The sequence below is a fragment of the Shewanella sp. SR1 genome (genome assembly GCF_020447145.1).
GTDB lineage: Bacteria > Pseudomonadota > Gammaproteobacteria > Enterobacterales > Shewanellaceae > Shewanella > Shewanella baltica.
On record NZ_JAJAEF010000011.1, the window covers coordinates 49,983 to 75,900 of the forward strand.

Below are 25,918 nucleotides of genomic sequence, written 5' to 3' on the forward strand. Positions count from 1 at the left end.
CTGCTGTAGCTTTGTTGGAAGAGGTTTTAATGGTTAACAAAAAGCGCGTTGTTTAACGCGCTTTTTGTTTTTGGGAACCCTTATTACTGCGAGTCGAAAGTGATTAACGCATGGCCAACATGGCCCAAGTGCGGCGACCCTGCTCCAGAATTATCCCCACGGCAAGTCCCGCAGCGGCGTTTATAGCGAGGCAAGTCACAGCGGTTGATAAAATCACAAAGATACAGAAGGGCTTACCATCGATTAAGCGTTTCGACCATGCTAATTGCAGCCCCGCAGTGGTCAGTAAACTGCCGAGGATTGCCATAGGAATAAGGCTTAATAGCCAAGCGATATTAGTACCCCAGCACAGGGCTATCATTAAGCACGTACTGCCAAAAATTAACGGCGCCAGATAAGTGCGAGCACCAAAATGGTATTGCACCGCAAGTCCGCCCGCACCGTGGCACATGGCCGAGGCACCAAAGGGCGCGAGCAATAAGTTGGCAAGACCTGAGCTAATGGCGAAGTTTTTGGGTGTGAGTTTGGCGGCATCTTCAGGGAATTTCTCCTGCGCCATTACAGATGTAGCAATCACTGCATTGGTTAAGGTGAGAGCCAGTTGTGGCAAAACCAACAAAAGGGCGGCAGAGGTCCATTCAACTGATGTCGGCCACGCTAATTGAAATGGCGCTGTCATTGCTTGAATATCAAAGTTAGTGGCTAAACTAGTTTGTGTACTTGCTTGCCAAATCATCCCCGCTGCTATGACTAAGGGCATGGCAAGGTAACGCAGCGGCAAAAATTTACTGATAAATAACAGTACAAATGCCCCCACGCCAACCAGCCAAAATTCACTCATCATCTTAGTGCCCATCCACATCAGTTGCAGACCTATGGCGAGTTGAATGCCAACACTCACAGCTTGGGATAACTGTTTGGCTAACCAAGTGATGGCGCCGCTAAAGGCGAGAATTAACAGGATAATGCCCATTAACATGGCGCTTGCCTGCAACATGCCTGGGGTTAAGCCCTGAGCGATCACCAGTGCAGCGATGACTTTCATCGGTTGTACCGGAATCGGGCGACGGTAAAACAGCGCGCTGAGAATAGCGAATAGACCAAACCCCAAAAATATCCCTTCGGGCGAAAATTGATTGAGGGCAATTAGCCCTAGCACTAAAGGTAAAAAAGTGCCTAAGTCGGCAAAAGCGCCACTGGTTTCACCGAGTAAACGGTTGAATGAAGGATTGGATACTGTTTGGGAAATTTTGCCCGAGGTCATACTGATTGCCGTAATTGAACACGCTATGACTACGCAAAATAAATGCCATAAAAATCAGATGATTTGGGGGGTAAACAGAGTCAAACTACCGTATTGAGTCACTCAATGAGACAAACTGGGGCAAGGCCGAAGAATGGCTGAGTCTAATTGTCTTTTTGGGTGAGAGTAACAAGATAATAAAAAAAGAGATCTTAGTAAAAACTAAGATCTCAAAGGGTATTACCGGGAACTCGATTTGGTTCATCAGTTGTGTTCACTTCGATGCCTTACTAAAAGTAAGATATCTGTGATGCTCAAATCAGTGAACGATTCAATCAAGGCTGTTTGTGTTTTGGCCCTTGTTTACTTTTCATCGGGTCACCTTGATAACCTAGGGCTTGCCAATCGAGTCTTGTGCCTTTGTTATGGCAGTCGTTACAATTTAATGCTTGCTCCTTGGGTGACACCATATGGTTTATCCGCCACCACATTTCAGTGGCTGCAAAGTCATATTCACCACTGTATTTGATGCCTTTCTCAAGCATAGTCGTGTTCGCTTCCATTCCTAGTTTTGCCGCTAAGTTCCAATCAAACTCGCTCCAGAATCCCCCTTTGCCATAGGTTTTCGGTGTGATAAAAATATTGAGTTTTTTATCGTAAATCTGTTTACCCGTGTGCACTTTGAAAGGATAGATTTTTGCTTTGGCATCATTTATATCGCCAATGGGATAGGTCAATTTAGTGACTGTACTCGGATCCATTTTATCACCTGCCATATAAGCATTGGCTGTGCCGTTGTACCAAGCGTATTGGGGTTTGACCATTTTTTCCCAAACAAAATCTCCTTTTTTCTTTTGGTAGGTATGCTTACCGTATTGGTTGAGTGTTTCTTTTTTATCATCTCCAGCCGTTGACCAGTCCCAGCGCATTTTTGTCGGTTCGTTTTTAGCAAAATACGGAATATGACAGGTTTGACAGGCAACTGCCGCTGTATGAGTATTGAGTTTTTTGTTCGCGTGCGGCGCTGATTCGTGGCAGTTTTCACAGCCAATATGGTCTACACCACCGGGTGAAACCCCCATAGCATTACCTGAGATCATGTGTTTCTCAGTGGTGTGGCAGTTCTGACATTGAAAGTTATTACCGTCGCTATCCATATGCACATCCGTCGCTTTGTCTGGATAAGACATGGATGAGTCTAAGTCCCCATGTTTTACCGCGTCACCACCGCCACCATAGAAGTGGCAACTACCGCAGTTATCCCGTACAGGTTCGCCAACGTTTTGAGCTATTTTAGTCAGATCGAGCTTTGCCATAGGTTCACCTGCGCCAGCGGGAGCTTTAACATAAGTTCCTGTAGTGTCGTGACAAACTAGGCAGTCGACTTTGGTTTTATCTTTAAAGTCAAAGTTACTGTCTTTCCAACCATAACCCGCGTGACAACTGGTACAGCGGGGTTCATTGCTGGAAATGGCGACGCAGAAGTTATTAATGCTGTTTTTCTTACCTCTTACGACTGTCCTATCGGGAAGTTTTTGTTCTAACTCCCAAGTCCAATGGGAGGTTTTCATCACGTCAGTCGCTTGATTTTCATGGCAGACTAAACATTGTGTGGTCACCTGTGAGCCTGTGGTAAACGGGCCTTTAAGTGCCTCTTTATGGGGATTAGCGGCGTAGGCATTTAATGTCATGCCCGCTAAGGCAATGAGGATGAGCTTATTCATTTTGTACTCCCGCCCTCGATGTAACCGAGGGCTGATAGTTGTTATCAATGACGGATTAGAAGTTGATGGTGAGTGAGGCGTTGACATCAAACGCGGTATCAACCACTGGCAACATGGAATAAGCAGAGCCAGCTAGCACATCGTCGATTTTTTGTGGAGTACCCACAGGTGTGCCGCTACCTGTGTATTCATAGTCGTAGTAAAGCCCGGCCAGTTTGATAAACATTTTGGGATTGATATCAAAGATGTAATAGGCTTCGGCCACATGACCACGGGTGGCAAGTTTGCTACCGATAGGGTCGTCTTGGGCTTGGGTGAAGGGTGTCCAATATTTAGAACCATAGTTATATTCCAGACCAAACTTACCGTAGGGTGCAGGAATTTGTACGCCGACATAGATGCCGTAACCGTCTTTGGTATCACTATCGTCACTGGTTTTAGGCACCATAATGATCTCAGTACCAGTGCTATTTAACTCAGCCTCGAAGATAGCATCGGATAACATGCCACCAAACATACCTGCGTTGCCATTGGGCTCGGCGCGAGTCCAGCCGAGTGAGGCAAACCATTTAATATCGTTTGCTTCTTCCCGTGCAAAGCCAATCCCGCCTAAGTACATGTCACCAATCACACCGCTGGGTTGTACTCGGGTAACAAAGTTAAAGTTGTCGAACTTTTGCATATCTTGGTACATGGTCGGAGCAAAAATTCCCGCTAATTGGGTTGGAAAGGCCATAGTGCCTTTAAAGCCGTCATTTACGTTTTTCGCGCCAAACAAGGTGAATTGCAGGAAGTTAGTTCCATCGTTGATGGCATCGATATTAAAACCGCCGAGGTGAGTATCTTTAGTGACTATGTCACCGAACATTTCGCCATTGCCCCATTGTGATTCAAAGCCTTGGCCGTAACAGAAGCGGACGACTTGGCCTTCTATCCTGGTGATTTCCCCTAGGTTATAACCTAAGGTAGCGCCATCGAAGTTGAAGTTAACTAAATGGCCTGAAGGCGTGCCGCCGCGTAGCTCGTTTTCACGGTAGTGGCTTGGTGGGCCATAGGTTGAAGGGCGACGGCCAATGGAGAGATAAAACTCGGAGCCGTTGATTTTTTTCCAGTCAAAATAGGCCCGTTCGACCCGCAGCCAGTCGCCACTGGTATTGCCGCTGCTGGTGCCATCCATAGTGAAAGACCGCCAAGAGTCAAATACTTGCACCCCAGTGGAGTCGCCCCAGTTTTTGAACATACTGAGACGGCCAGCAAAGCTGACGTTATCCCATACTTTTGCCTTGAGGTTGAGGCGCAGACGAGTGGTGTAGTAGATGTCGTTATCTATGTCCTGCACGCTTTTGGGGGGCGAGCACATAGGGCATCACGCCCTGCAACATGCCATTCTGGAAGGCGGCGGCAAGGTCTGGATTGGCTTGCATCATTTTTCCAAGTGGCGAATTTAGATCGTTGGGCATACCGAAGGCGCCAGACATAGCTTTGGCACCAAAGTCGTTGAAGTTAACCTTCATCGCGGGGCTCCAGACTACATCTTGGTAATGCAATGAATGGGCTTTAGTGCGGAAATCACCTGTAATTTCAAGTCGATCTAAGGATGTGTGTCGCTCGGTTTTATCTACGCGATCATTAAGATCATCCAATTGCTCGGTAATATCGGCAAGTTGCTGCTTGAGTTCGGTAATTTTTTGCGTTTCATTTTGCACATCGTTCGGTGCCGCAATGGCTTGGCCAGACATAAACAAGGCATTAGCAACGAGTATTGAGATAAGGGTACGCATAAGGTTTCTCCCTGAGTTTTTCTGTTGGCGCTATCTCGCTAAGAAGCATTTCGCCAAATTTACCCAATAGGAGTCCCTGAGGTGTTTCCCCATTTTTCTCGCATTGGGTTTTTAAATTTTTAAGTCAATGAGTTAGGTCGCAGTTGCAGGGCTGCTTTCTACCATTGCCTTAGGCCGTTAAATTGGCAGAGATCAGCCGCAGGTTTGTGGTTGGTCTGAGTCGGCGGCGTGGTCATACAAAAATTGCTGTATGTCCTTGAGGTCTTGTTCTGTGAAGCCGTTGAATACCTCTGGTTTGAGTTTGTGCTTATCTTTATCAAAGAAGCGATCCCATTGGCTCATGGTCTTGGTCATCGGGGTGAGTTCACCGCCTTCGCCACCTTGGCTATGGCAGGCTTTACATTCTTTTTTGTATAAATGTTTACCTTTTTTTGGGTTACCACCGTCTGCTGCGTAGGCATTGATACCTAAGCTGCCGATTACGGCCATTGCTATTACTATCTTGGTTGACGTTTTCATCATCTCGTTCCTTACTTTTGTGGCCATTTGTATGACTTTGTTGGTGAAGTGTTTTTATTGATTCCGTCTTGTGAAGAAATTTATCAAAAAAAACAGCGGATAAATTTGAGGTGCATCACTTCCATTAAAAAAATCTAATTGATAAAAATATCATTGATAAAAATCTAATTGACTGTGTTTTGTAGCGGTTCACTCAATTTTTATTTCAGTAAAACCAATAGGTTGATTTTATGGCTAAATTAGTCATGATGATTTTATCTATGGTGTTTGGTACTTAAAACGCAAAAAGTGACTGTGACTTGGTTAACGCTTTGTAAAATATGCATTAACTAAAGTAGCTATTTTAAAATTAGCGAGATGGTGGCGGGATGTGGCACTAAGCTATAAATGCTAGAGCATGATCTGACATTTTTAGTTTTTTGGCTTGGGTTGATGAGTGTTTCTGAGCCGTATTCGCCTAAACAGTCTAGGCGAATACGGACTCGGGACGGATTAAGGTTGCTGGCGCGTTGGTGCTAGAACGATTTCGCGTACGCACACATTTTGCGGTTGTTGCCATGCAAACAGTGCGGCAGCGGCGACGTTTTCAGGCGCGATAACGCCGCCCATTTCTTCTTTCCAGTCATGGTAACCGGCTTTAATGTCATCGCTGGTGGTATGACTTAGCAACTCAGTTTCTACTGCGCCTGGGGCGATAGTGATAAGGCGTACGTCATCCATGGCGACTTCTTCACGAATGTTTTCTGTTAAGGCGTGCACGGCAAATTTAGTGGCGCAGTAAGCAGCGTGGTTTGGAAAGGTTTTACGCCCCGCCACTGAGCTGATATTAATGATAGTGCCAGTTTTACGAGCTTTCATGTCGGCTAATACCGCATGAATGCCATTAAGTACGCCCATCACATTGATATTGAGCATGCGGCTCCATTCGTTAGGATCTTGCACATCGATCTGACCCAGCAACATCACACCCGCGTTATTGATAAGACAGCCGACAGGGCCAAATTGTGCTTCTGCTTGAGTTATGGCGGTTTTAATGGCTGCAGCGTCGGTGACATCGACGCTGATAGAGAGGCTGTTAGGTAATTCAAGTGCTTGCATTGCTTCAACCCGGCGTGCCAGTAATAACAGTGGGTGGCCTGCGGCGCTAAAACTTTTGGCCATAGCGGCGCCAATACCCGATGAAGCGCCCGTGATGACAACCAGTGATTTAGTAACTTGATTCATTAGTATTTCCTATTAATTGAAGTCAATCTGAGCCGTAAACAAACTGTTTTTCGGCGTCTTTAAGTTGGCAATCAGTATAGGCTGGGGATTTTTAGCCGAAAAATACTTATTCCAGCTGGATATGATAGGCTCAGCCTATGACACTATTATCGAACTTTGTACTAATTCGCCGTTGTCGGAGAAGATAAAATGGTTGATTTACGTTTACTGCGTTTCTTTATCGCAATTTTTGAAGAGAACAATATCACCGCAGCGGCTAACCGTTGCTTTGTGAGCCAGCCTTCACTGTCAGCTGGTTTAAAGCAATTGGAAGAAGAGTTAGGCGGCCAGCTATTTGAGCGTAGTAAGAAAGGCGTTAAACCCTTAGATAGCGCCCATTATTTGTATCCTTTGGCGGTTAAATTAGTTGAGGAGGCGAGTAAATTGCCGGGTCTGTTTATGGCGAAGGCGAGCCGACAAAAGCTACGTTTGGCTGTGATGCCAGATCTCAGTCAGCGGCGTTTGGCGGGATTTTTACAGCAGGTGAATCAAGCCATTGAGAAGCTAGATCTGGAGCTGGTGGATTACCAAAGCCCCGCAGATTGTCGTTTAACTATCGACAGTTTACGCCATGAAGATGAAGTGTTTTTCCCGCTGTGGGAAGAAGATTATGTGTTGTGCGTCCCCAAGGAGCATGCCCTCGCCCAAGTAGATAGCCTACGCCCCGAGCAGCTAAATGGTTTTGACTTTATCGAGTGTCCACCCTGTGAAGCTCATCAGCAGACGATAGGTTTATTGGCGTGCAGCAATATGTCGCTCAATTTAGTCGCTAAGGCCGAATCTAAGTCTCTCGTGATGTCGCTGGTGTTGGCTGGATTTGGGGTGAGTTTTTTGCCTGATGGTTTAATTGAGGATGAGCCTAGACTCAAGCAAGTAAAATTTGATGGTCCGAGAATGTTTCGTCGTATTGGTCTGTGTTACCCGTCCCATCAGACGATTGCGCCAACGCTGGCAGCCTTGTTACGGCATTTAGCCGCACACGCGCATTAATTCCAAGTTAGTTTTGGGTTATCAGTATTCAGATCAGTGAGTCGCTAAGGGCGATTCAGTGAGATTAAGCGGAGGCTCGACGCCATAGGACTCAAATAGCCGAGTGATTTCACCTGAGGTGCGCATGTCGTCGACTATCTGGTGAACTTGCTTGGCATATTGATGCAGCGGGGACATGAGCGGAATGCTGAAATAGCGACCGTTCTTGCTGATGTCGACGTATTTCATCTGCTTAAGCTGGGGATCTTTAGCAAAGAATTGCATTTCATGTTGTTCGGAGGTGATGGCTAAATCGATACGTTCTGCCTTCAACATATTGATTAACTGGCCGTTATCATTAACAAAAGACACTTTTAGTTGATTTTGATTGTCATTGAACTGCGGGCAGTAAAAAGCGCCTCTGAGTGCGCCAATGATATAAGGCTTTAATTCATCGAAATTTTTGACCTCAAGCTGTCGATTCGCAAGGGCAAAGTAATAGACGTAGCGCTTGTCGTAGCCCAGTAGCATAGGGTCCAGAAAATCGTTGCGCTCGGGTGTCATCGAATGGACGGGAATGAGGTCGACTTGTCCCGTTTCGGCGACTTTAATCGTGCGTGCCCAAGGCACATTACTCCAATTTACCGTGTGACCTAGACGGGTGATGACTTGATTGATCACCGCAGCACCTGGGCCTTTGCACTCACCATTTTCGAAATAAATAACAGGATGCCTATCGCGGCAGTGTGCTTGCCAGACAACGGCAGAGGTTTCTGCTCTCGCTTGGGGCAGAAATAAGCATGAAATGACAATTATCAGTATCAGCCTCATTCATCTTGCCTATTAAAATGGTCAGTTTTAATTATCGGGCTGGACAGTTAATCCGACTAGGTTTTATGTCTAGTCATTTAGCCGTACAGGTTTAGTGAATACAATGATTGTAGTGCTTATAAATCCACTGTGCTTTTTAAGTAATTATAAATGCACTCTATTTTATCACTAAAAGGTTTGGCTTATTTAATTTGGCCAAACCTTTTCTGAGACTCATTCGCTGCAGCGAAACTTACCTATACAGACGCAAGATAGGGCGTTAATTGAGTTTCAATGGCCTCAATTTGGGTTTCGGCGTAGGCAAGCTCGGATTCTGTTAGGCAAGATTTAGCGCTGGTTTGATAGAGCAACTGATCGCTATTCATACCGTATTTGCCAAAATGAAGCAGTAATAAGCTAGACCAAATAAACACTTGTACTGGCTTGTTTAATCGCTCCGCGCCGTAAATATCGACCAGTTCTTGCATGGCATTTTCATTACCGAGCTCTGCCGATTTGATGTACCAAGCTTCTGCTGCCTGTAGAGCCTCTCGCGTAGGATTTTCATCACTTAAAAATGATTCAGCCTTGTTGCCATAGAAATAGGCTTGTTGCTCAGTGGGGATCGGATACTGATGCAAGAAACTGTCACGCAGCCGCTCGGCCTCTCTTATCTCTAAGGTGCCCAGTTGTTGACTCAATCTGGCTAATTCTTTTAGGTGATCAGCGCTATGGCTCATGGCCGCGAGCTGATAATACATTAATGCTTTAATCGGCTGGCGGCTTACGCCTAAGCCTTGTTCATGTATTTTGCCTAAGCCTGATAGGGCGTCTTCATTCCATTCTGTGATGAGTTCTTCGTAGTAATTTTTGGCTTGTTGGTAGTCATCATCATTTTGCGGGTCGACGAGTAAAAGATTGGCCAACGTGACCTGAGCAAAGCTATTACCTGCTTCAAAGGATTTTGTTAACCAATAACGGGCCTTGACATAATCTACTGGAAAATCTTCGCCATAAAAGAAGCGTCTACCCAAATAAAACTGTCTGAAATCATTGTCTTCAGCTTGTTCGCTGAGCAAAGTCTCTGCACGAGCTACATCTTTTGGCCCACCTTGGCCAGCGAGGAGCATATTGCCTAAGTGCTCTTTGGCCAGTTCATCGCCATTAGCCGCCGCTTTTTCAAAGTACTGTCTCGCTTTGGCAAAGTCAGACGTCACTCGTTTGTCATGCCAATAAAGCGCCCCTAGGTGGTAATCGGCATCTGGATGTTGTTGGGCAGCGGCTTTTTCAAACCAATCAATGGCTTGAGTCGCATTTGGATCGAGTAAAGGCTGTCTTTCATATAAAAGCCCAAGTTCATACTGAAACGCGGCATCGCCTGCTTCAGCATTGGGTTTGAGCTGAGCCTCCAGCATTTCTAGATCTTCCCGAGTTTGCGCTTCTGACGAAAGCAAATTCGGTAGTGTTAACAGTGATAAGTATTGGGAATCGAGTTCGGCCGCTTTTTTATACCAATCGTTCGAGGCTTTAGCATCGGCTGGCACTTGTGGAAATCGGCCCGAATATAATTCGGCAAGGGTGATAGCCGCAACTGCCAACCCTTTATCCACGGCTTGATGAATAAAATCTAAGCCTGCTTCTACTTGATCTTTATTAATCAGTGCGATGCCATGATGGAGTAGCGCATTGGGCTCTCCAGCGGCAAGCGCTTCGGCTTGAGCTTGTTTTTTTTGATATTTAGCGAAGAAAATAAACAGTACAACAAAAGCAATAATTATGAGTATCAACAACATAGTAATCCATCACTATCGATATTTGGGAGCATAGTAAACGTAAATTCGTACAAGAATGCAAGTTTACAATGTGGGCTAGGCAGACCGATTACGCCGGTCAACCCCATGATCATTAGCATTATTTATCTTGCAGATGGATCTCTCTGATGGGGCAGGCAATCTCGATTCCCGCCTGCTTAAGGGCGTTGTAGAGGGCTAAGTTCACCTTATATTTATGCTGAAAATAGCTTTGCGTGGGCACCCAATAGCGCACTCCCATTTCAATCCCGATAGCATTAAAACCATTGATGCCGATATTGGGCATGGTCTCTTGATAGACATAGGGATTGTTGCTCAATAACTCAGTGATCACACTAATGGCTCGTTCGGGATCTGTGTTGTAACTGAGATTAAACTGGGTTTCGACCAGTTTATTGCTAAAGGAATTATGCAGTATCTCACCGACGATATGCTTATTGGGAATGCTGATTTGCTCGCCTTCCTCATTACTCAGAATGGTCATGCCTAAGTGGATACGTTTAACGACACCGCTTTCCCCTTTGATTTCGATAGTGTTTCCCACCACGAAAGGACGGGTGACGATAATGGTCACGCCGGCGGCATAGTTGGCTAACATGCCTTGCAAGGCTAAGCCAGCACCTAAGGAGGCTGCACCAATGGCTGCCACCATAGGGGTGACGCTGATGCCAATTTTGCCGAGGGCGATGATCCCGACCATGATGATGATCAGAATGCGGATCAGGTTACTGACAAAATTGCTTAAGGTAATGTCGATATTGTGTTTTTCGAACTGCTTCGCGACTAAACGTGATGCCTTACTGGCGACCCACAACCCCAGTAAAAAGATCAGCAAAGCGCCGACCAATTGGAAGCTATAGGTGACTAGAAACTCTGTGATCAGCTGATAAACGCCTTGTAGTTGCTGCAATTCCTGATCGAGTCCAGGTGTTATCATTATGATATCCTTGTAATAAACTTAACTGTGCGATTATAGCGCAGAAATCCCATCAAATACTTATTCGCCATGCATGTGTGAAGCGTATCATGTAATCGCGGTTGGTTTAATGAGTCGATAGGGGGAGTCAGGTATGCTGTCCGCCTATCCAATAATGGAGTCGAGTGTTTATGAAAACGCTGTTGTTATGTCTGTCTTGTCTATTAACCCCCATGTGGGCGTATGCTGCGAGTTATGTTGCTGGCGATGCGATTAATCCTATTTCACTTCTCGATCAAAATGATCAAACGATAAGTGTGACAGATGAAACTCAAGTTTTACTCTTTAGCCGCAGCATGAAAGGCGGCGATGTGATTAAAGAAGCACTCACGCCTCTGAGTACGACTCAAATGCCTGCTGGGTTAGTTTATGTCGCGGATATCAGTGGCATGCCTTCTTTAATCGCTAAGTTTGTTGCTGTGCCACAAATGCAAGATTTACCCTTTTCGATTGGGTTAGATAGGGAAGGTGAGATCAGTCGCTTATTACCCGATACCAAAGATATGGCCACTATGATATTGCTCAATCAGCGTAATATTTTAGATATCGCCTATTTTGATTCCAGTGAAGCCTTGGGCCAAGCACTCGCAAAATTGAATCAGCCGCAGTAACGATTCAATTTAACGGACCTATTTTAAGGCATCAGATTAGCCTTCTTTCGTGGTGCGCTCGCCCCCTCAAGCTTATCGCTTTGGGATGGAAATGTTGGCTTGAGCCAGTCAATCCATCTCCTTTGCGATAACGTCGTAAAAAATTCACTTTTTATTCTGATAATGCACACAAATTTACCTTATACCAATCACATTAAATATCTAATCAGTTCAGAGCCTCACAGGCATCTCAATCCAAGGCGCATTGACGCAGAAATGGTTATTCCCTTTTAAGTCAATGCAACACCGGAGTGGGATGCCTGTGTGGCTCCCGAAGGGCGGGTTTCAAAGCGCTTTATACTGCGTTCAAGGCTTTCGACAGAGCACCACTATGCCTTCAAGCCTTCGCCTTGTCTAAAGCGCGTTGAACTCCCGCTGAATGAAAGATATTTAATACGATTGGTATTAGGGTTTGTGTGCATAATTATTTGTTTTATAGAGGCTTTTTTTGATGGTTTAGCCCCTTAAAACATTGTGGAATAAAAAGTTATAAATTCAGCATAAAAATTCGTTGCGTAAAGCGATAAAATATCGTTTACTGCGCACGTTTTTAAGACATTACACTCACTTTTATCTACCTGACCCAAAGGAGACTCTGGCCCAATGAGCCAATTTCAATCTATTGATGTTGCTGACTATTATGACATGGACACATTCAAGCGTATTGAAGCGTTTGCCAAAGACAAAGCAACCCCGTTCGTAGTGATTGATACCAGTATCATAGCGAAACAATACGATGACATGGTTAATAGTTTTCCTTACGCCAACGTTTATTATGCAGTTAAGGCAAACCCCGCGGCCGAGATCTTATCTTTACTGAAAGATAAAGGGTCTAACTTTGATATTGCCTCGATTTATGAGCTAGATATGGTTATGAATGTCGGCGTGACAACCGACCGAGTCAGCTACGGCAATACCATTAAAAAGCGTCAAGATGTACGTGCATTTTATGAGCGCGGCGTGCGTATGTATGCATCCGACTCAGAAGCCGATCTGCGAATGATCGCTGAAGAAGCTCCGGGATCGCGTATTTACGTGCGCATTTTGACCGAAGGTACAGACACGGCTGATTGGCCGTTATCGCGTAAATTCGGCTGCCAAAACGAAATGGCCTATGAGCTATTAGTATTGGCGCAGGAATTGGGCTTAGAACCTTTTGGTATTTCTTTCCACGTCGGTTCACAGCAACGTGATATCGGTGCTTGGGATTCTGCCATTGGTAAAGTGAAAAGCATTTTCGACCGTCTGCGTGATGAGCACAATATCACCTTGAAGATGATCAATATGGGCGGCGGTTTCCCTGCTAACTATATTGATAAAACCAATCAATTGGGTGTGTATGCCGAGCAGATCACTCACTTCCTGAAGGAAGATTTCGGTGACGATTTACCGCAAATCATCCTAGAGCCGGGCCGTTCGTTGATTTCTAACGCGGGGATTTTAGTGTCGGAAGTGGTACTGATCAGCAAAAAATCCTACACAGCGTTAGAGCGTTGGGTGTTTACCGATGTGGGTAAATTCTCAGGCTTGATTGAAACGATGGACGAGGCAATTAAGTTCCCGATTTATACTGATCGTCAAGGCGAGTTGGATAAGTGCGTGATTGCCGGCCCAACCTGCGACAGTGCCGATATCATGTACGAACACTACAGCTATGGTTTACCGAATGACTTAGCCATTGGTGACCGCATGTATTGGTTAACCGCTGGCGCTTATACGACGACGTATTCGGCAGTGTGCTTTAACGGTTTCCCACCGCTGAAAGATTACTATCTGTAAGCTATTGTGGTGACATGAATAAGGGCGCTTAGGCGCCCTTGTTGTTCGGTAAAGAAGTTTGGGATTACTCGTGGGATTTGAGGATCTGATAAATCTCTTCTTTTAGGTGTAACTTTCTGCTTTTGAGTTCTTTCACTGTCGGATTGAAATCACTGGCGACACGTTTTTCCAGTTGTTTGATTTCCTCGTCTAACTGATTATGCTCGTTAAACTTACGTTGAAAATGAGCATCTTGGGTTTTCAGGGTGGAAATTAATTCTCTGTACTCTGGAAACATCGGCATTCTCCTTGTCGTCATCTACTACACTTCTGGTTTCGCCTTAACCCTAACCTTTCACTCTATAGTGAAATGTGACTTAGATCACCTTTCGTCCCGCTTCAGATTAATACTAAATGATGATTTATTTTAATCATTTATAAATCATTGGATTAGATGATTTCGGCCGCTGTCTATGGCATGTGATTAGGATCTGGTTCACACTTTGTTAGGCATAAATCAGACTGACATTCGCAGCGCGGGCAAATTTGCTATCTTGTGAGCAGATGTGAGAGCAATTGGTAATTTCATTACGACTAAACAATTACTTCTTGCCGATAATTCTGTGATCAAGTTAACCTTCACCGCTTCGATACTAGGTTAAAGTCGATTTTATAAGAATTTAATTATCAAAAATGAAAGGGGTTTTCACAATGGCTGATGTATTTCATTTAGGTTTGACCAAAGCAATGCTCGATGGTGCAACTTTGGCAATCGTTCCTGGTGATCCAGAGCGCGTAAAACGTATTGCCGAACTAATGGACAATGCGACGTTTCTTGCTAGCCACCGCGAGTATACAAGCTATTTAGCTTATGCCGATGGCAAGCCAGTAGTCGTGTGTTCAACCGGTATCGGTGGTCCATCGACTTCTATCGCAGTAGAAGAACTTGCACAGTTAGGTGTGAATACCTTCCTGCGCGTTGGTACTACAGGTGCAATTCAACCTCATGTGAATGTGGGCGATGTGATTGTGACTCAAGCTTCAGTGCGTTTAGATGGCGCGAGCTTGCACTTTGCACCTATGGAGTTCCCTGCGGTTGCAAACTTTGAATGTACCACTGCTATGGTTGCAGCGTGTCGCGATGCAGGCGTAGAGCCACACATTGGCGTAACGGCTTCTTCTGATACTTTCTACCCAGGCCAAGAGCGTTATGACACTGTCACTGGCCGTGTAACGCGTCGTTTCGCGGGTTCAATGAAAGAATGGCAAGATATGGGCGTACTGAACTATGAGATGGAATCTTCCACCTTATTCACTATGTGTGCCACTCAAGGCTGGCGTGCAGCCTGTGTTGCTGGTGTGATTGTAAACCGCACCCAACAAGAAATTCCTGATGAAGCTACAATGAAGAAAACCGAAGTAAGCGCGGTTTCTATAGTGGTTGCAGCAGCGAAAAAATTGTTAGCCTAATTTTATTACGCTAAGCGACACTCCCCTGCAAAGTGAGTGAACAAACTAAAAAAGGTGCCAATGGCACCTTTTTTGTTACTTCAAAATTGTGTCTATACCGATTAGAAGTGGTATTGGGCAATCACAGAGTAAGTGTCTTGATCGACGCCTTTCACACCGTATTTATTGGTCCACAAATCGTATTCGATACCCACCAATAATTTATTGGCTTGATGATCACCGAACAAACTCTTACCAAGATCGTATTTCAGCTGTGGGTTGAAGTGGAAGTTCTCCTCGTAGCCATTATCATCTGTGGCAAATACCCAGTCGATAAAGCCATCGAGCACTATGTTGGCTGAGCCAACGGGAATATCGATGCGAAATACTGGGGTGAACTGCCAGCCGTCACTGTTGTTACCTGTGCTCATGCCATTGCGGCGATAGGTATTTAAGTTCAGGTAAGTGAAATAAGGCACGGCGACATCAACGCCTAAACCGTAAAGCAGGCTGTGAACTGGGCCTTCACCTTCTTCATAGGTCAGTGCCAGAGACAAATCTGTCACTGGACCAAAGGCGATTTTCTCGCCGAGGATTTTGCTGGCACTGAAGCGTGGCGAAATCTCACCATAGGTAGTGCTTTCCATGCCTGTATCGTTACCTTTGAAATAGATAAAGTCTTGGAAGGCAAACCAATCACCGTATTTCCAGCCGCCCGCCGTTTCTAAGGTGATAGTGGCTTGTTTGTCCGATGGCGCTAAATCGTAGTCTTCGCCATAGAGGGCTGTTGCACTGAAATCCCACCATTGTACTAAGTCACCCGCAAATGCTTGAGGAGAAAGCATGAGTGCTAGGCATAGGCATGTTTTTTTCATTGTTATTTCCTGTTGTATAGGTCGAAGTTAATTCGTGTCTTACTCAATCTGCTCTCTGACCTATGGCATGGTTTGATGGGTAAGTTCAAACCATGCGTGGGTGTACGTCAAAGGACTGGCACAAAAGTGGGGGCAATATATGCAAAAATTTACATTTATTCAAAGTTTTTATCGAATGTTGTTGTCAAAATCACATAATCGTTATGGTGGAAATCCATTTTTAGCCGATTGATTTTAAATGGATTTTTCTATGAATGAATAAGTGTCGGCTTTGAGGTTTGCTATCTTTTTGAATTGATTATGCTTAATCTTAAAACAACCTAAGGGCATTGCCGTATGGATGTGGGAGAATGAGGCTTAACACATAGGCGATTGATTGCGCGTTTGGCTGAGTAAATTTTGACATATTATGTCGCTTATCCGAAACGCTGCTGTTATAGTTGCTGCAAAGGACACTCTCATTTCAGGGGGAAATATGGAGTTTTCAAATCCGATTTTAGTGTGGGCTGTGGTGGGGCTAGTATTCATGCTCGCCGAAATAGTGGTTCCCGGTGGCATCATAGTGTTGCTGGGTGCGGCTTGTTTAGTCGTGGCTGGCGCGTTAGGCATAGGACTAGTCGAAGGCGTGGTGCAGAGCATGACCCTATGGTTTATCTCGGCCATTGTGCTGTTATTGACCTTCAGACAAGTGACTCAAAGGCTCGTTGGTGGTGATTCCCATGTGGATAACACGGATGAAGCAATCGATCTATACAATCAAATTGTTCGCGTTAAGCAGACCATAGGTCCTGGGCAAGCACCTGGGCGGGTGGAATTTCAAGGTAGTGAATGGCCAGCGCTTGGCGATGGCACCACTATCGCTGCGGGGACCGAAGTCAGAATTATTTGTCGTGAAAATATCGCTCTAGTCGTTGAGCCTATTTCAATAGAAGCTTCCAAAAACTAAAGGATGGAATCTATGTTTGTATTTACCTTAGTCATTTTATTTATCTTTTTTATTCTCTATAAGTTGATGCTTATCGTGCCGATGCGTGAAGTGCATGTCATTGAGCGTCTTGGCAAATTCCGTGCAGTATTAAGCCCTGGATTTCATTTTTTGATCCCTTTCTTCGATCGCGTCTCCTACCGTCACGATACCCGTGAGCAAGTATTAGATGTGCCGCCACAGAGCTGTATCTCTAAAGATAACACTCAACTGGAAGTGGACGGCTTAGTCTACCTAAAAGTCATGGACGGCAAACTGGCGAGTTATGGTATTGAAAACTATCGTAAAGCGGCGGTGAACTTAGCCCAAACCACAATGCGTTCTGAGATTGGTAAGCTGAGTTTGAGTGAGACATTCTCCGAGCGTGATAGCTTGAATGAATCCATAGTGCGGGAAATCGATAAGGCGTCTGAGCCTTGGGGGATCAAAGTATTGCGCTATGAAATTCGCAATATCACCCCTTCGCGCCATGTGATCCACACTCTTGAGAAGCAGATGGAAGCCGAGCGTCGCAAACGCGCCGAAATCACGTTGGCCAATGCGGAAAAAGCGGCGATGATCAATATGTCTGAAGGTGAGCGCCAAGAGGCGATTAACCTGTCAGAAGGTCAAAAGCAGAAACGAATTAATGAAGCCAAAGGTACCGGGCAAGAGATTGCTATTATCGCTAAAGCGAAATCCGAAGGCATGGCAATGATCTCGCAGGCGTTAGCGGTTAATGGCGGCACCGATGCGATGAATATGTTATTAAAAGAGCAGTTTATCGCTCAGGTTGGCAAGATCCTCAATGATGCACAAGTCTCTGTAGTCCCAGCTGAAATGGCGAAACTCGAAGGTTTCTTCGAAGGCATGGAGCAAGTCACTCAGACAGTGAGTGGCCAGAATAATAGTGGCAAAGGAGCGCGATAATGAATATTCCATTAGATACAGATTTGATTGTGATGGCAATTTGGGGGCTGATTTTTGCCATTTTCGTGATTAAGCTTTTTCAATCTATTCGCCTAGTGCCCACTAAATCGGCTTATATTGTTGAGCGTTTAGGTAAGTACCACAGCACCTTAGATGCAGGTTTCCATACCTTGATCCCCTTTGTGGATAAAGTCGCTTTCATTCATGATTTGAAAGAAGAGACCATCGACGTACCGCCGCAGGAATGTTTTTCGAGCGACGAAGTTAACGTTGAGGTCGACGGGGTGATTTATATCTCTGTGACCGACCCAGTCAAAGCCAGTTACGGCATTACCGATTATCGCTACGCCGCTATCCAGCTAGCGCAAACGACGACACGCTCCGTCATAGGGACGCTGGACCTTGACCGCACCTTTGAAGAGCGTGATGTGATTTCTGCCAAGGTCGTGCAGGTATTAGATCAAGCCGGTGCCCTGTGGGGAATACGTGTGCATCGTTATGAGATTAAAAATATCACCCCACCTGAAACCGTTAAAAATGCCATGGAAATGCAAGTGAATGCTGAGCGTGAGCGCCGGGCATTATTGGCTAAGAGTGAAGGCGACAAGCAGAGCAAGATTAACCGTTCAGAAGGTGTTAAAGCTGAGACGGTAAACCGCTCTGAAGGTGAGATGCAGCGCCGGATTAACGAAGCAGAAGGTAAGGCTGAGGAAATTTTAACTATTTCCCGTGCGACGGCGGAATCGATCGAACGTCTTGCCACAGTTATTGCCGCGCCGGGTGGCCACAATGCCCTGCGGATGCAGCTTGGCGAACAGTACTTTAAACAGCTCGATGGCTTAAGCCAGAAGAATAGCCGAGTGGTATTGCCGGGTAATATGGTGGATTTCGATTACTGGATGAATAGCATAGGCTTAACGGAAGAAAAACCGAGCTAAGGCTGTGGTTAACATCTGAAACTAGCTAGATCATTAAGGTCAAATACTCAGGTATTTGGCCTTATTTTTTGGCTGTAATTGGGTGATGTGTGTGACGGTTTGTGTGGTGGATAGTGTAGAGGAGAGGGGGAGATCATACAGCTTCTGTTGAATGAACCGCCAGAAGCTGCAGTTGGGCATAGATAAATTTTTCATTGAATGGAAGGCTAATAAGCTAGGCGTTCATGAATTTGGGAATGGGCGTGGGTTTCAATGAGTTTCGCAATTTGGTTTTGTTCTAATTGCTGAAGCGCTGAAATTTCGTCATAAATCTTGTCTTGAACATCCAGCGGCATGCGAACATGCTCCATAAACATTCTAATTCCTAGCATGTCACCACTTTTGAAAAGTTGGCTGAATTCGGTGGCTTCTATCTCTATTAATGCATTCATAATACTTCACCCTAAGGTTGGATTTGACACAGATACAACAGTCTTGCTGTTACTTAAGAGATACGCCTAAGTTTGATCTAGGTCAATTAAACTGCATATTAATCTTTATTAATAAAGGATTTTGTTGTTTATAAATAATCAGTTATAGATTTAACAAAACAGTACTTTAAAAAATAGGGCTGTTTAAAACTGGGGATATCGAGGTGAGCTTGGGTGAATAGTGAGTGATGTTATGTGGCAAGCTAAAGCGAGATCACATTAAGTCTAGCGGATAAAAAAATAGCGACGAGCGATAAACGCTGGCCGCTATTTTTTGTGACTAGGCTTATTAAAATAAGCCGAGAAAGGGTGAAGCCTTATTTAGGGATTGCCAGAATCTGACAACCATTAATCCCTGCATTTTGCAGCGTGTGACGCTTACGTTCTGCATCACGCTTACGTTCGTAAGGGCCTAAAGCGACTTTGTACCACATACCTGTCGTACCTTCGACCTGTCTTACTTGCGCCTCTAAACCTTGGAAAGCGATCACGGCTTTCATCTCGTTCGCCTGTGATTCTTGGCGGAAAGAAGCGCACTGCAACTGATATTGCATCGGTGTTCGGCTCGCGACCACATCGGGAATATCGACTTCAACATGCTTGTTTTCAAGCTCACTGAGATAGGTCCATTCTTCCTTCGGTTGAGGCGGCAGAGCGTTAGGGTCCTTCTTCGGCGGAGCAACAGGCTCTGCTGTCTCCTCGGTCGCTACAGGAATAACGACGGCTTTACGCTCGGGTTCTTTCACCTTAGGGGTGAGCACCACATTTTCTTGCGGCTTAACTCGAGTTTCGGTTTTCTTGGCCGGAGTTGGCCTCGGCTGCTCTTCTTGCTGAGCATTATCTTTAATGCTCCACAGAAAATAGACGAAACAACCCACAGCGAGTATGACAAAGCCTATCAGCGTCAGCGGCAGCTTCTTACGCGGCGCCGATTTAGATTGTGAAGGCTTTGCTCGGGTTGGGCGAGTCGCGCGGACTGGGCGCGGTTTAGCGCCCGACTGCGGCCTTCTATTGGCATAATCGCGATTACTCATGGCTTACATCCGCTCTAAGGTTTCGATACCGAGTAGATTTAGGCCTTTTTGTAACGTACGAGCCGTCAGTTGTGCGAGTAATAAACGGCTGTTCTTTTGCGCGTCGTTATCGGCAGCAAGCACTGGGCAGGCTTCGTAGAAGCTTGAGAAAGCACCCGCTAATTCATACAGGTAAGCACACAGTACGTGCGGTTGACCTTTATCGACAACGCGACTGAGGATCTCACCGAACTGCGCTAACTTGTTACCGAGGTCTTTCTCTTTTTCATGCTCAAGCACGATTTTCGCTTGGCTCAGATTCAGATCGGTTACACGCTTGAAGATGCCCGCAACACGAGTGTATGCGTACAGTAGGTAAGGCGCTGTATTGCCTTCGAAGCTGAGCATTTGTTCAAAGCTGAAAATGTAATCGCTGGTACGGTTTTTCGATAAGTCAGCGTATTTAACGGCGCTGATCCCAACGACGCGGGCGATTTCAGTCAGCGTGACTTCATCCATATCTGGATTTTTGCTGCGAACGAGTTCTAGTGCGCGCACGTTGGCTTCTTCTAACAGGTCGACTAACTTAACGACGCCGCCGCTACGGGTTTTGAATGGACGGCCATCTTCGCCGTTCATCGTGCCAAAACCTAAGTGTTCCAATGACATATCTTCACGAACAAATTTAGCCAGCTTGGCTAGGCTGAAGACTTGTTGGAAATGCAGTGCCTGACGTAGGTCAACAAAATACAGTACGCGATCGGCTTTTAACACGTTCGAACGGTAGCGCATTGCCGCAAGATCTGAGGTGGCATACAAGTAGCCACCATCAGCTTTTTGGATGATCACTGGCAGTGGCTCACCTTCTTTATTGCGGAAGGCTTCTTGGAACACAACTTTGGCGCCGTTGCTTTCGGTTAATAAACCTTGGGCATCTAAATCTTTAACCACTTGCTCGAGATCGGCGTTATACGCACTTTCACCGTGCACGTCGGCGCGGGTCAGGCTCACACCTAAACGGGCGTAGACTTCATGGCAGTGGCTCAACGAAATGTCGTTAAATTCGCGCCACAGTTTGTTGCAGTATTCGTCGCCAGATTGCAACTCAACCACTAATTGACGAGCGCGGGTCGCAAACTCGGCCGATTCGTCGAAGCGCAGTTTAGCAGCGCGGTAAAAGTTTTCTAAATCAGACAGTTCAAGTTGTGCTTTCTCACCATTTTTGGCGCGTAGCTCTTCCATATAGGCCAGCAACATACCAAATTGTGTACCCCAGTCGCCCACATGGTTTTGACGAATGACTTTGTGGCCTAAAAATTCCAGCGCACGTACCACACTGTCACCAATGATGGTTGAACGTAGGTGACCTACGTGCATTTCTTTGGCGAGGTTTGGTGAAGAGTAATCAACAACAACGGTTTGCGGTGTCGGTAACTTGATACCTAAATGCTCATCGTTGACGGCATTTTGCAGTTGATCCGCTAAGGCGCTGTCGTTGATAAAAAAGTTGATAAAGCCAGGACCTGCGATCTCAACCTTAGCCACATAAGCCGAAGCCGGTAAGGTGTCGATGATCAGTTGGGCTAATTCGCGTGGATTCTTGCCTGCGACCTTAGTCAGCATCATGGCTAAGTTGGTTGCCAAGTCGCCATGACTCTTATCCTTGGTTCGATCTACCTGAATGCGCGCTTCAAAGTCAGCAGGCACAATACCTTGTTGTTTAAAGGATTCTAGAGTTTGTTCAAGTAATGATTGGATATGTGATTTCATGGGTTCTAATCGGCACTAACTTTAAGAGTGAATACAGGGAATAACCGCATATTTTAGCCGTTTGTGGTTAACAATTGCTATCTTCCCGATGATTTTTTATCAAATGATTGTCAAATACTCGACTCAGAGGAGATCCTGCGGGTCTCTGTCTAAGCTCCATCGGCAGCGCTTGGCTTCGATAAGCTGCTCTACAAGCGGATGAATACGTTCAAACTCTTGCTGCAGACGGTTGCGGTTTTTCGCTTGGAATAGCAGTTGGCGACGGAACTTGCCGGCTTTTTTATCTAAGGGCGCTGGCATAGGGCCAATCACCTCAAATTCTTTATCTTGGGGCAAAAGCGCGGCGAAGGCGTTGAGAAAGTTATCGGCATCACTGGCTAAATGAGCTTCGGCGCGCACCAGCACCATGTGCCATGCTGGCGGCAGCAGTGCTTGTTGACGCTCTTTTAACTGGCTGCGAGCAAACTCGCCATAACCGCGGTGCAGCAAATCCCGTAAAATAGGATTGTCGCTCTGGTGAGTTTGCAATAATACCGTGCCGGGTTTACTGGCGCGGCCCGCACGACCGGCGACTTGGGTATAGAGTTGTCCAAAACGCTCGGGCGCACGGAAGTCGGCACTAAATAAAGCGCCATCGACATCGAGTAGCCCAACAAGCGTCACATCAGGAAAGTGATGACCTTTGGCCAGCATTTGCGTGCCGACGAGGATTTTATATTCGCCCTTATGAATTGCATTTAAGTGGGTTTCTAATGAGCCTTTCAGGCGGGTGGTATCGCGGTCGATGCGCACTACTGGATGTTTCGGAAACTCCAGTTGCAGTGCCTCGGCGAGTTGCTCTGTGCCTATACCTTGGCCCATCAACATAGTGCTACCACATTTGTGACATTGCTTAGGTATGGCATATTGATTGCCGCAATGGTGGCAGCAAATTTCACCAAGGGATTGATGTACTGTGAAAAACGCGTCGCAGCGGTCGCACTCATGTAAGTGCCCACATTCGTGGCAAAGCAGGGCGGGTGCGAAGCCGCGGCGATTGAGGAATAGTAGCACTTGGTTGCCTGCGTCTAAATGCAGGCGGATTTCGTTCAACAGCGGCACCGACATTCCTGCTTTGAGCGGCATATTTTTAATGTCGATAATGCCTTGGCGCACTTTTTTAGCTGCGCCTGCACGCTCACCCAATTGCAAATGATGGTAACGGCCGCTTAAGGCATTTTGTAGACTTTCGAGTGAGGGCGTTGCCGTACCTAATATCACAGGAATTGATTCTAAATGACCGCGCATGACAGCCAAGTCGCGGGCGTGATATCCGACGCCTTCCTGTTGCTTGAAGCTACTGTCGTGTTCTTCATCGAGTATGATGATGCCGGGATAGGCCATCGGCGTGAACAAGGCCGAGCGGGTGCCGATAATGATGGCGGCCTGACCACAGCGGGCTTGGCGCCAAGCTTCGAGTCTTTGATTGTCGGTTAACCCTGAGTGCAATATGGCGACATTGACTTTAAAACGGCGCTTAAAGCGGTTGATTGTCTGGGGCGTTAAACCGATTTCAGGCACTAAAATTAACGCTTGCTTGCCTTGCTTAAGAATTGCTTCCAGCACCGCCAAATAGACTTCTGTTTTACCCGAACCGGTAATGCCTTCTAATAAAGTACAGTGATACCCTTGTTGCAGATTTAAAGTGGCAACGGCGACGGCTTGTTCTTTATTGAGTTTATGTGGCGTTTCGTCCATTTCGAGTGTGGTGCGCCAGTCGAGGTTAAGCTCGGCGATTTTTTCGTGGCGTGCCACCCAGCCTTTATCTTCTAGGGCTTTCAGTGCCGCTTTACTGATATCTAAGCTGATCACTTCTTCTTGGGTTAAACTGGCGGGTTTGAGTAACTCGAGTAATTTTTTCTGTGCGGGTGCTCGCTTAACCGCTTCTGGCGCAATATTTTGGCCTATCTCAGTTAATTGCCAGAATTGGATCTTTTGCGGCGCGGCATCGAGCCCTTTGCGAAGGGCCACTGGTAAGGCTTGGGTTAGCATCTGCCCTTGGCTGCAAAAATAGTATCTCGCGGCCCAAAGGGTTAATTTATAAAGTGATTCAGGCAACAAAGGTTTATCGTCGATAAACTCAAGCACAGACTTAATCTGCTTAGGCGCTAAGCTGCACGTATCTGTGATACCTGTGACTAATCCGATTAATTGTTGACGACCGAAGGGGGCTTTAACGCGCACGCCTATCTGCGGTGTACTAGGATAAGTTTCGGGTACGCGGTAGCTAAAGGTTTGCCGCATAGGCACAGGTAACGCAACTTCGACAAACAATGACATATGCAGGCAAGTCTTAGGCAAGAATGTGGTTTAGTGTACTCAGCGCGGCTGGCTAGGGCTAGCCCTAATGATGGTTTACCAAGGATAGTTGAGAGTAAATAAATGGCTAATATAGTGAAATCATTAGGTCTACTCGCGTTAGTGTGTAGCGCACAGAGCATGGCACAAGTCTCCCATGTGAGCGTTAACAGCCGCATGTTTGAGTTAGGTGGTTATCCTAAACTCAGGGTGAATGTGATTGCGGACAATCAAGACATGTCGCGCTTAGAGTTTGTAGTGCAGCAAGCTGGCGGCGAAGAAAAGTTAATGGTTGAGGCGCTTAATCGCTTTTTAGTTTTGCTCACGGGTGTTGAAGATGTGAAGGATAGCAGCGCTAAACTCTTAGTGAGAGAGTATCGACTCGACCGTTGGTATGAGGTCAAAAGTATCAATCTATTTGGTGAGGCTAAGCCAACATCGGCCACGCTAACCGCAAAAGCGGCATCGGGCAGTAAAAATATGACGACAGCGCTGGTGCAAAAGCGTGCGGAGAAAGTGAATGCTCAGTCTGTAAAAGTGGCTGCTGAATCCACGCGAGAGTTGGAGGCTAAGCCTGCGACGGCGGTTATCGCGGCTGCAAATACTCATGTCGATACTCAGCCCACAGTGCCAGCGGCTGAAGTCGTGACTGGTTTTAAATTCCCTGAAGCAGTGAATGAGCAAAATACACAGGTTGCTGAGGCAAAGCCTGTCGCCAAAACCTCTGAACCTGTTGCTGTTAAAACAACGGCTGTTGAAACTGTGATGTCTGAATCTGTTGCCGTTAAAACAACGCCTGTTGAAACTGTAGTACCTGAGACTGTTATGTCTGAAGTCGTAGCTACAGAAACTGCGAAGACAACAAATAGCGAACTCAAAGCGAATGCCGCTGAAACGTCCCCAACAGCTTCGCAGATACCTGAACATTGTCAGTTAACTTATCTTGCTGGTGAGACCTTGTGGCGTATCGCGAATCGCTATGCCAACGATTGGGACGTGAGTGTTTATGGCGCTATGCTGGCGATCTACGAGGCGAATCCAGCGGCGTTCTCAAAAAATAAAATCAACGCACTCAAGAGTAATGCGGCTCTGTCCTGTCCTTCAAAAATGATTTTGGCACAGCATTCCAACGCCAAAGAGGCGCAGGCGATGTTTGAAGCTAAAGAGGCGGGAAAATGAAGCGGCGAACTAAAGTCAAAATAGCCGCAGATTAACCGTCAAACGCTCAGATAATCTACTTGTATCCCTTGTGGGTATGCTGTACCATTCTGCGCCCTAAACATATTGTTATTAACATGCATGTGGTGTCCGACTACGGGTTGGAAGAGCGACATGGCCTTACACTTTTGAGGTAACCCCAATGAAACCAGGTATCCACCCAAAATACGCTATCATCACTGCAAACTGTACTTGTGGTAACGTTATCAAAGTAAACTCTACTGCTGGTAAAGATCTGCATTTAGACGTATGTGGTGCATGTCACCCATTCTACACTGGTACACAAAAAGTTGTTGATACCGGCGGTCGTATCGACAAATTCAACAAGCGCTTCGCAGTGCTTGCAAAGAAATAATTGCGATTGCAATGTTTCTAGAAAAGGCGCCTATGGCGCCTTTTTGCTTGCTATCATTTGCCGAACCGCTTTATTTACGCCTATCTTAATACTTA

General features: G+C 46.0%; 22 protein-coding genes and 2 pseudogenes. 10 read left to right on the forward strand and 14 right to left on the reverse strand.

All coding sequences use genetic code 11. The features are described from left to right. Positions 1–103 precede the first annotated feature (103 nt). The 5 genes and pseudogenes from KV201_RS12230 to KV201_RS12250 form a co-directional block, all read right to left on the reverse strand. Positions 104–1,264, reverse strand: coding sequence for a putative sulfate/molybdate transporter (locus KV201_RS12230; protein WP_226059480.1), 1,161 nt, complete (start codon positions 1,262–1,264; stop codon positions 104–106). A 314-nt stretch (positions 1,265–1,578) separates the two neighbouring features. After that, entirely contained in the window at positions 1,579–2,967 is a 1,389-nt protein-coding gene (locus KV201_RS12235; RefSeq protein ID WP_226059481.1) for a tetrathionate reductase family octaheme c-type cytochrome, read from the reverse strand. 55 nt (positions 2,968–3,022) lie between these two features. Continuing rightward, a pseudogene (locus KV201_RS12240) lies at positions 3,023–4,748 on the reverse strand (DUF3373 domain-containing protein). A 192-nt stretch (positions 4,749–4,940) separates the two neighbouring features. Next, complete coding sequence (locus KV201_RS12245) at positions 4,941–5,270, reverse strand: cytochrome c (protein ID WP_012088103.1); 330 nt, start codon at positions 5,268–5,270, stop codon at positions 4,941–4,943. Between the two features lie 489 nt (positions 5,271–5,759). Further along, positions 5,760–6,491, reverse strand: coding sequence for an SDR family oxidoreductase (locus KV201_RS12250; protein WP_126491060.1), 732 nt, complete (start codon positions 6,489–6,491; stop codon positions 5,760–5,762). 189 nt (positions 6,492–6,680) lie between these two features. On the opposite strand from KV201_RS12250, the gene KV201_RS12255 reads away from it, so the two are divergent. Continuing rightward, positions 6,681–7,520: a LysR family transcriptional regulator gene (locus KV201_RS12255; RefSeq protein WP_126491061.1), complete on the forward strand. Its 840-nt coding sequence runs from the start codon at positions 6,681–6,683 to the stop codon at positions 7,518–7,520. A gap of 33 nt (positions 7,521–7,553) precedes the next feature. Here the strand turns inward: KV201_RS12255 and KV201_RS12260 are convergent, their stop codons facing one another. From KV201_RS12260 to KV201_RS12270, 3 genes are all read right to left on the reverse strand, one after another. Beyond that, positions 7,554–8,330 carry an ABC transporter substrate-binding protein gene (locus KV201_RS12260; RefSeq protein WP_226059482.1) on the reverse strand — a complete coding sequence of 259 codons (777 nt, stop codon included), beginning with the start codon at positions 8,328–8,330 and terminating at the stop codon, positions 7,554–7,556. 236 nt (positions 8,331–8,566) lie between these two features. Next, positions 8,567–10,102, reverse strand: coding sequence for a tetratricopeptide repeat protein (locus KV201_RS12265; protein WP_226059483.1), 1,536 nt, complete (start codon positions 10,100–10,102; stop codon positions 8,567–8,569). Between the two features lie 118 nt (positions 10,103–10,220). Next, positions 10,221–11,057: a mechanosensitive ion channel family protein gene (locus tag KV201_RS12270; protein ID WP_011847958.1), complete on the reverse strand. Its 837-nt coding sequence runs from the start codon at positions 11,055–11,057 to the stop codon at positions 10,221–10,223. Positions 11,058–11,227: 170 nt separating this feature from the next. Between KV201_RS12270 and KV201_RS12275 the strand changes: the two genes are divergently transcribed. From KV201_RS12275 to KV201_RS12285, 3 genes and pseudogenes are all read left to right on the forward strand, one after another. Further along, positions 11,228–11,707, forward strand: a complete 480-nt coding sequence (locus KV201_RS12275; RefSeq protein ID WP_226059484.1) for a hypothetical protein — start codon at positions 11,228–11,230, stop codon at positions 11,705–11,707. Positions 11,708–12,010: 303 nt separating this feature from the next. Then, a pseudogene (locus KV201_RS22615) lies at positions 12,011–12,198 on the forward strand (hypothetical protein). 151 nt (positions 12,199–12,349) lie between these two features. After that, on the forward strand, positions 12,350–13,525 hold the full coding sequence (locus tag KV201_RS12285; RefSeq protein ID WP_006083289.1) for a type III PLP-dependent enzyme: 1,176 nt from the start codon (positions 12,350–12,352) through the stop codon (positions 13,523–13,525). Between the two features lie 64 nt (positions 13,526–13,589). Here KV201_RS12285 and KV201_RS12290 read toward each other — a convergent pair whose 3' ends face one another. Then, positions 13,590–13,802 carry a YdcH family protein gene (locus tag KV201_RS12290; RefSeq protein WP_006083288.1) on the reverse strand — a complete coding sequence of 71 codons (213 nt, stop codon included), beginning with the start codon at positions 13,800–13,802 and terminating at the stop codon, positions 13,590–13,592. Between the two features lie 413 nt (positions 13,803–14,215). Here KV201_RS12290 and udp point away from each other — a divergent pair, with 413 nt between their 5' ends. After that, positions 14,216–14,974 carry a uridine phosphorylase gene (gene udp, locus KV201_RS12295; protein ID WP_006083287.1) on the forward strand — a complete coding sequence of 253 codons (759 nt, stop codon included), beginning with the start codon at positions 14,216–14,218 and terminating at the stop codon, positions 14,972–14,974. Positions 14,975–15,075: 101 nt separating this feature from the next. Here the strand turns inward: udp and KV201_RS12300 are convergent, their stop codons facing one another. After that, positions 15,076–15,828, reverse strand: coding sequence for an outer membrane protein OmpK (locus KV201_RS12300; protein ID WP_226059485.1), 753 nt, complete (start codon positions 15,826–15,828; stop codon positions 15,076–15,078). Between the two features lie 475 nt (positions 15,829–16,303). Here KV201_RS12300 and KV201_RS12305 point away from each other — a divergent pair, with 475 nt between their 5' ends. Genes KV201_RS12305 through KV201_RS12315 form a run of 3 tightly spaced genes read left to right on the forward strand, consistent with a single transcriptional unit; the run spans position 16,304 to position 18,660 of the window. Continuing rightward, positions 16,304–16,774 carry an NfeD family protein gene (locus KV201_RS12305; RefSeq protein WP_012586650.1) on the forward strand — a complete coding sequence of 157 codons (471 nt, stop codon included), beginning with the start codon at positions 16,304–16,306 and terminating at the stop codon, positions 16,772–16,774. Positions 16,775–16,786: 12 nt separating this feature from the next. Next, a complete protein-coding gene (locus tag KV201_RS12310; RefSeq protein WP_006083284.1) occupies positions 16,787–17,722 on the forward strand; it encodes a slipin family protein in 936 nt (311 codons plus the stop codon). After that, on the forward strand, positions 17,722–18,660 hold the full coding sequence (locus tag KV201_RS12315) for an SPFH domain-containing protein (protein ID WP_011847954.1): 939 nt from the start codon (positions 17,722–17,724) through the stop codon (positions 18,658–18,660). Before KV201_RS12310 ends, KV201_RS12315 begins: the two co-directional genes overlap by 1 nt. 206 nt (positions 18,661–18,866) lie before the next feature. On the opposite strand, the gene KV201_RS12320 is transcribed toward KV201_RS12315, so the two are convergent. The 4 genes from KV201_RS12320 to priA all read right to left on the reverse strand — a co-directional run bounded on the left by KV201_RS12320 (position 18,867) and on the right by priA (position 24,232). Further along, positions 18,867–19,091, reverse strand: a complete 225-nt coding sequence (locus KV201_RS12320) for a hypothetical protein (RefSeq protein ID WP_006083282.1) — start codon at positions 19,089–19,091, stop codon at positions 18,867–18,869. 356 nt (positions 19,092–19,447) lie between these two features. Next, positions 19,448–20,164, reverse strand: coding sequence for an SPOR domain-containing protein (locus KV201_RS12325; protein ID WP_012586653.1), 717 nt, complete (start codon positions 20,162–20,164; stop codon positions 19,448–19,450). A 3-nt stretch (positions 20,165–20,167) separates the two neighbouring features. Further along, positions 20,168–21,913, reverse strand: a complete 1,746-nt coding sequence (argS, locus tag KV201_RS12330; protein WP_226059486.1) for an arginine--tRNA ligase — start codon at positions 21,911–21,913, stop codon at positions 20,168–20,170. A gap of 123 nt (positions 21,914–22,036) precedes the next feature. Then, positions 22,037–24,232, reverse strand: coding sequence for a primosomal protein N' (priA, locus tag KV201_RS12335; protein ID WP_226059487.1), 2,196 nt, complete (start codon positions 24,230–24,232; stop codon positions 22,037–22,039). A 102-nt stretch (positions 24,233–24,334) separates the two neighbouring features. Here priA and KV201_RS12340 point away from each other — a divergent pair, with 102 nt between their 5' ends. Both KV201_RS12340 and rpmE read left to right on the forward strand, forming a co-directional pair. Then, a complete protein-coding gene (locus KV201_RS12340; protein ID WP_226059488.1) occupies positions 24,335–25,429 on the forward strand; it encodes a FimV/HubP family polar landmark protein in 1,095 nt (364 codons plus the stop codon). A 181-nt stretch (positions 25,430–25,610) separates the two neighbouring features. Next, positions 25,611–25,823 carry a 50S ribosomal protein L31 gene (gene rpmE, locus KV201_RS12345; protein WP_006083277.1) on the forward strand — a complete coding sequence of 71 codons (213 nt, stop codon included), beginning with the start codon at positions 25,611–25,613 and terminating at the stop codon, positions 25,821–25,823. Positions 25,824–25,918 lie beyond the last annotated feature (95 nt).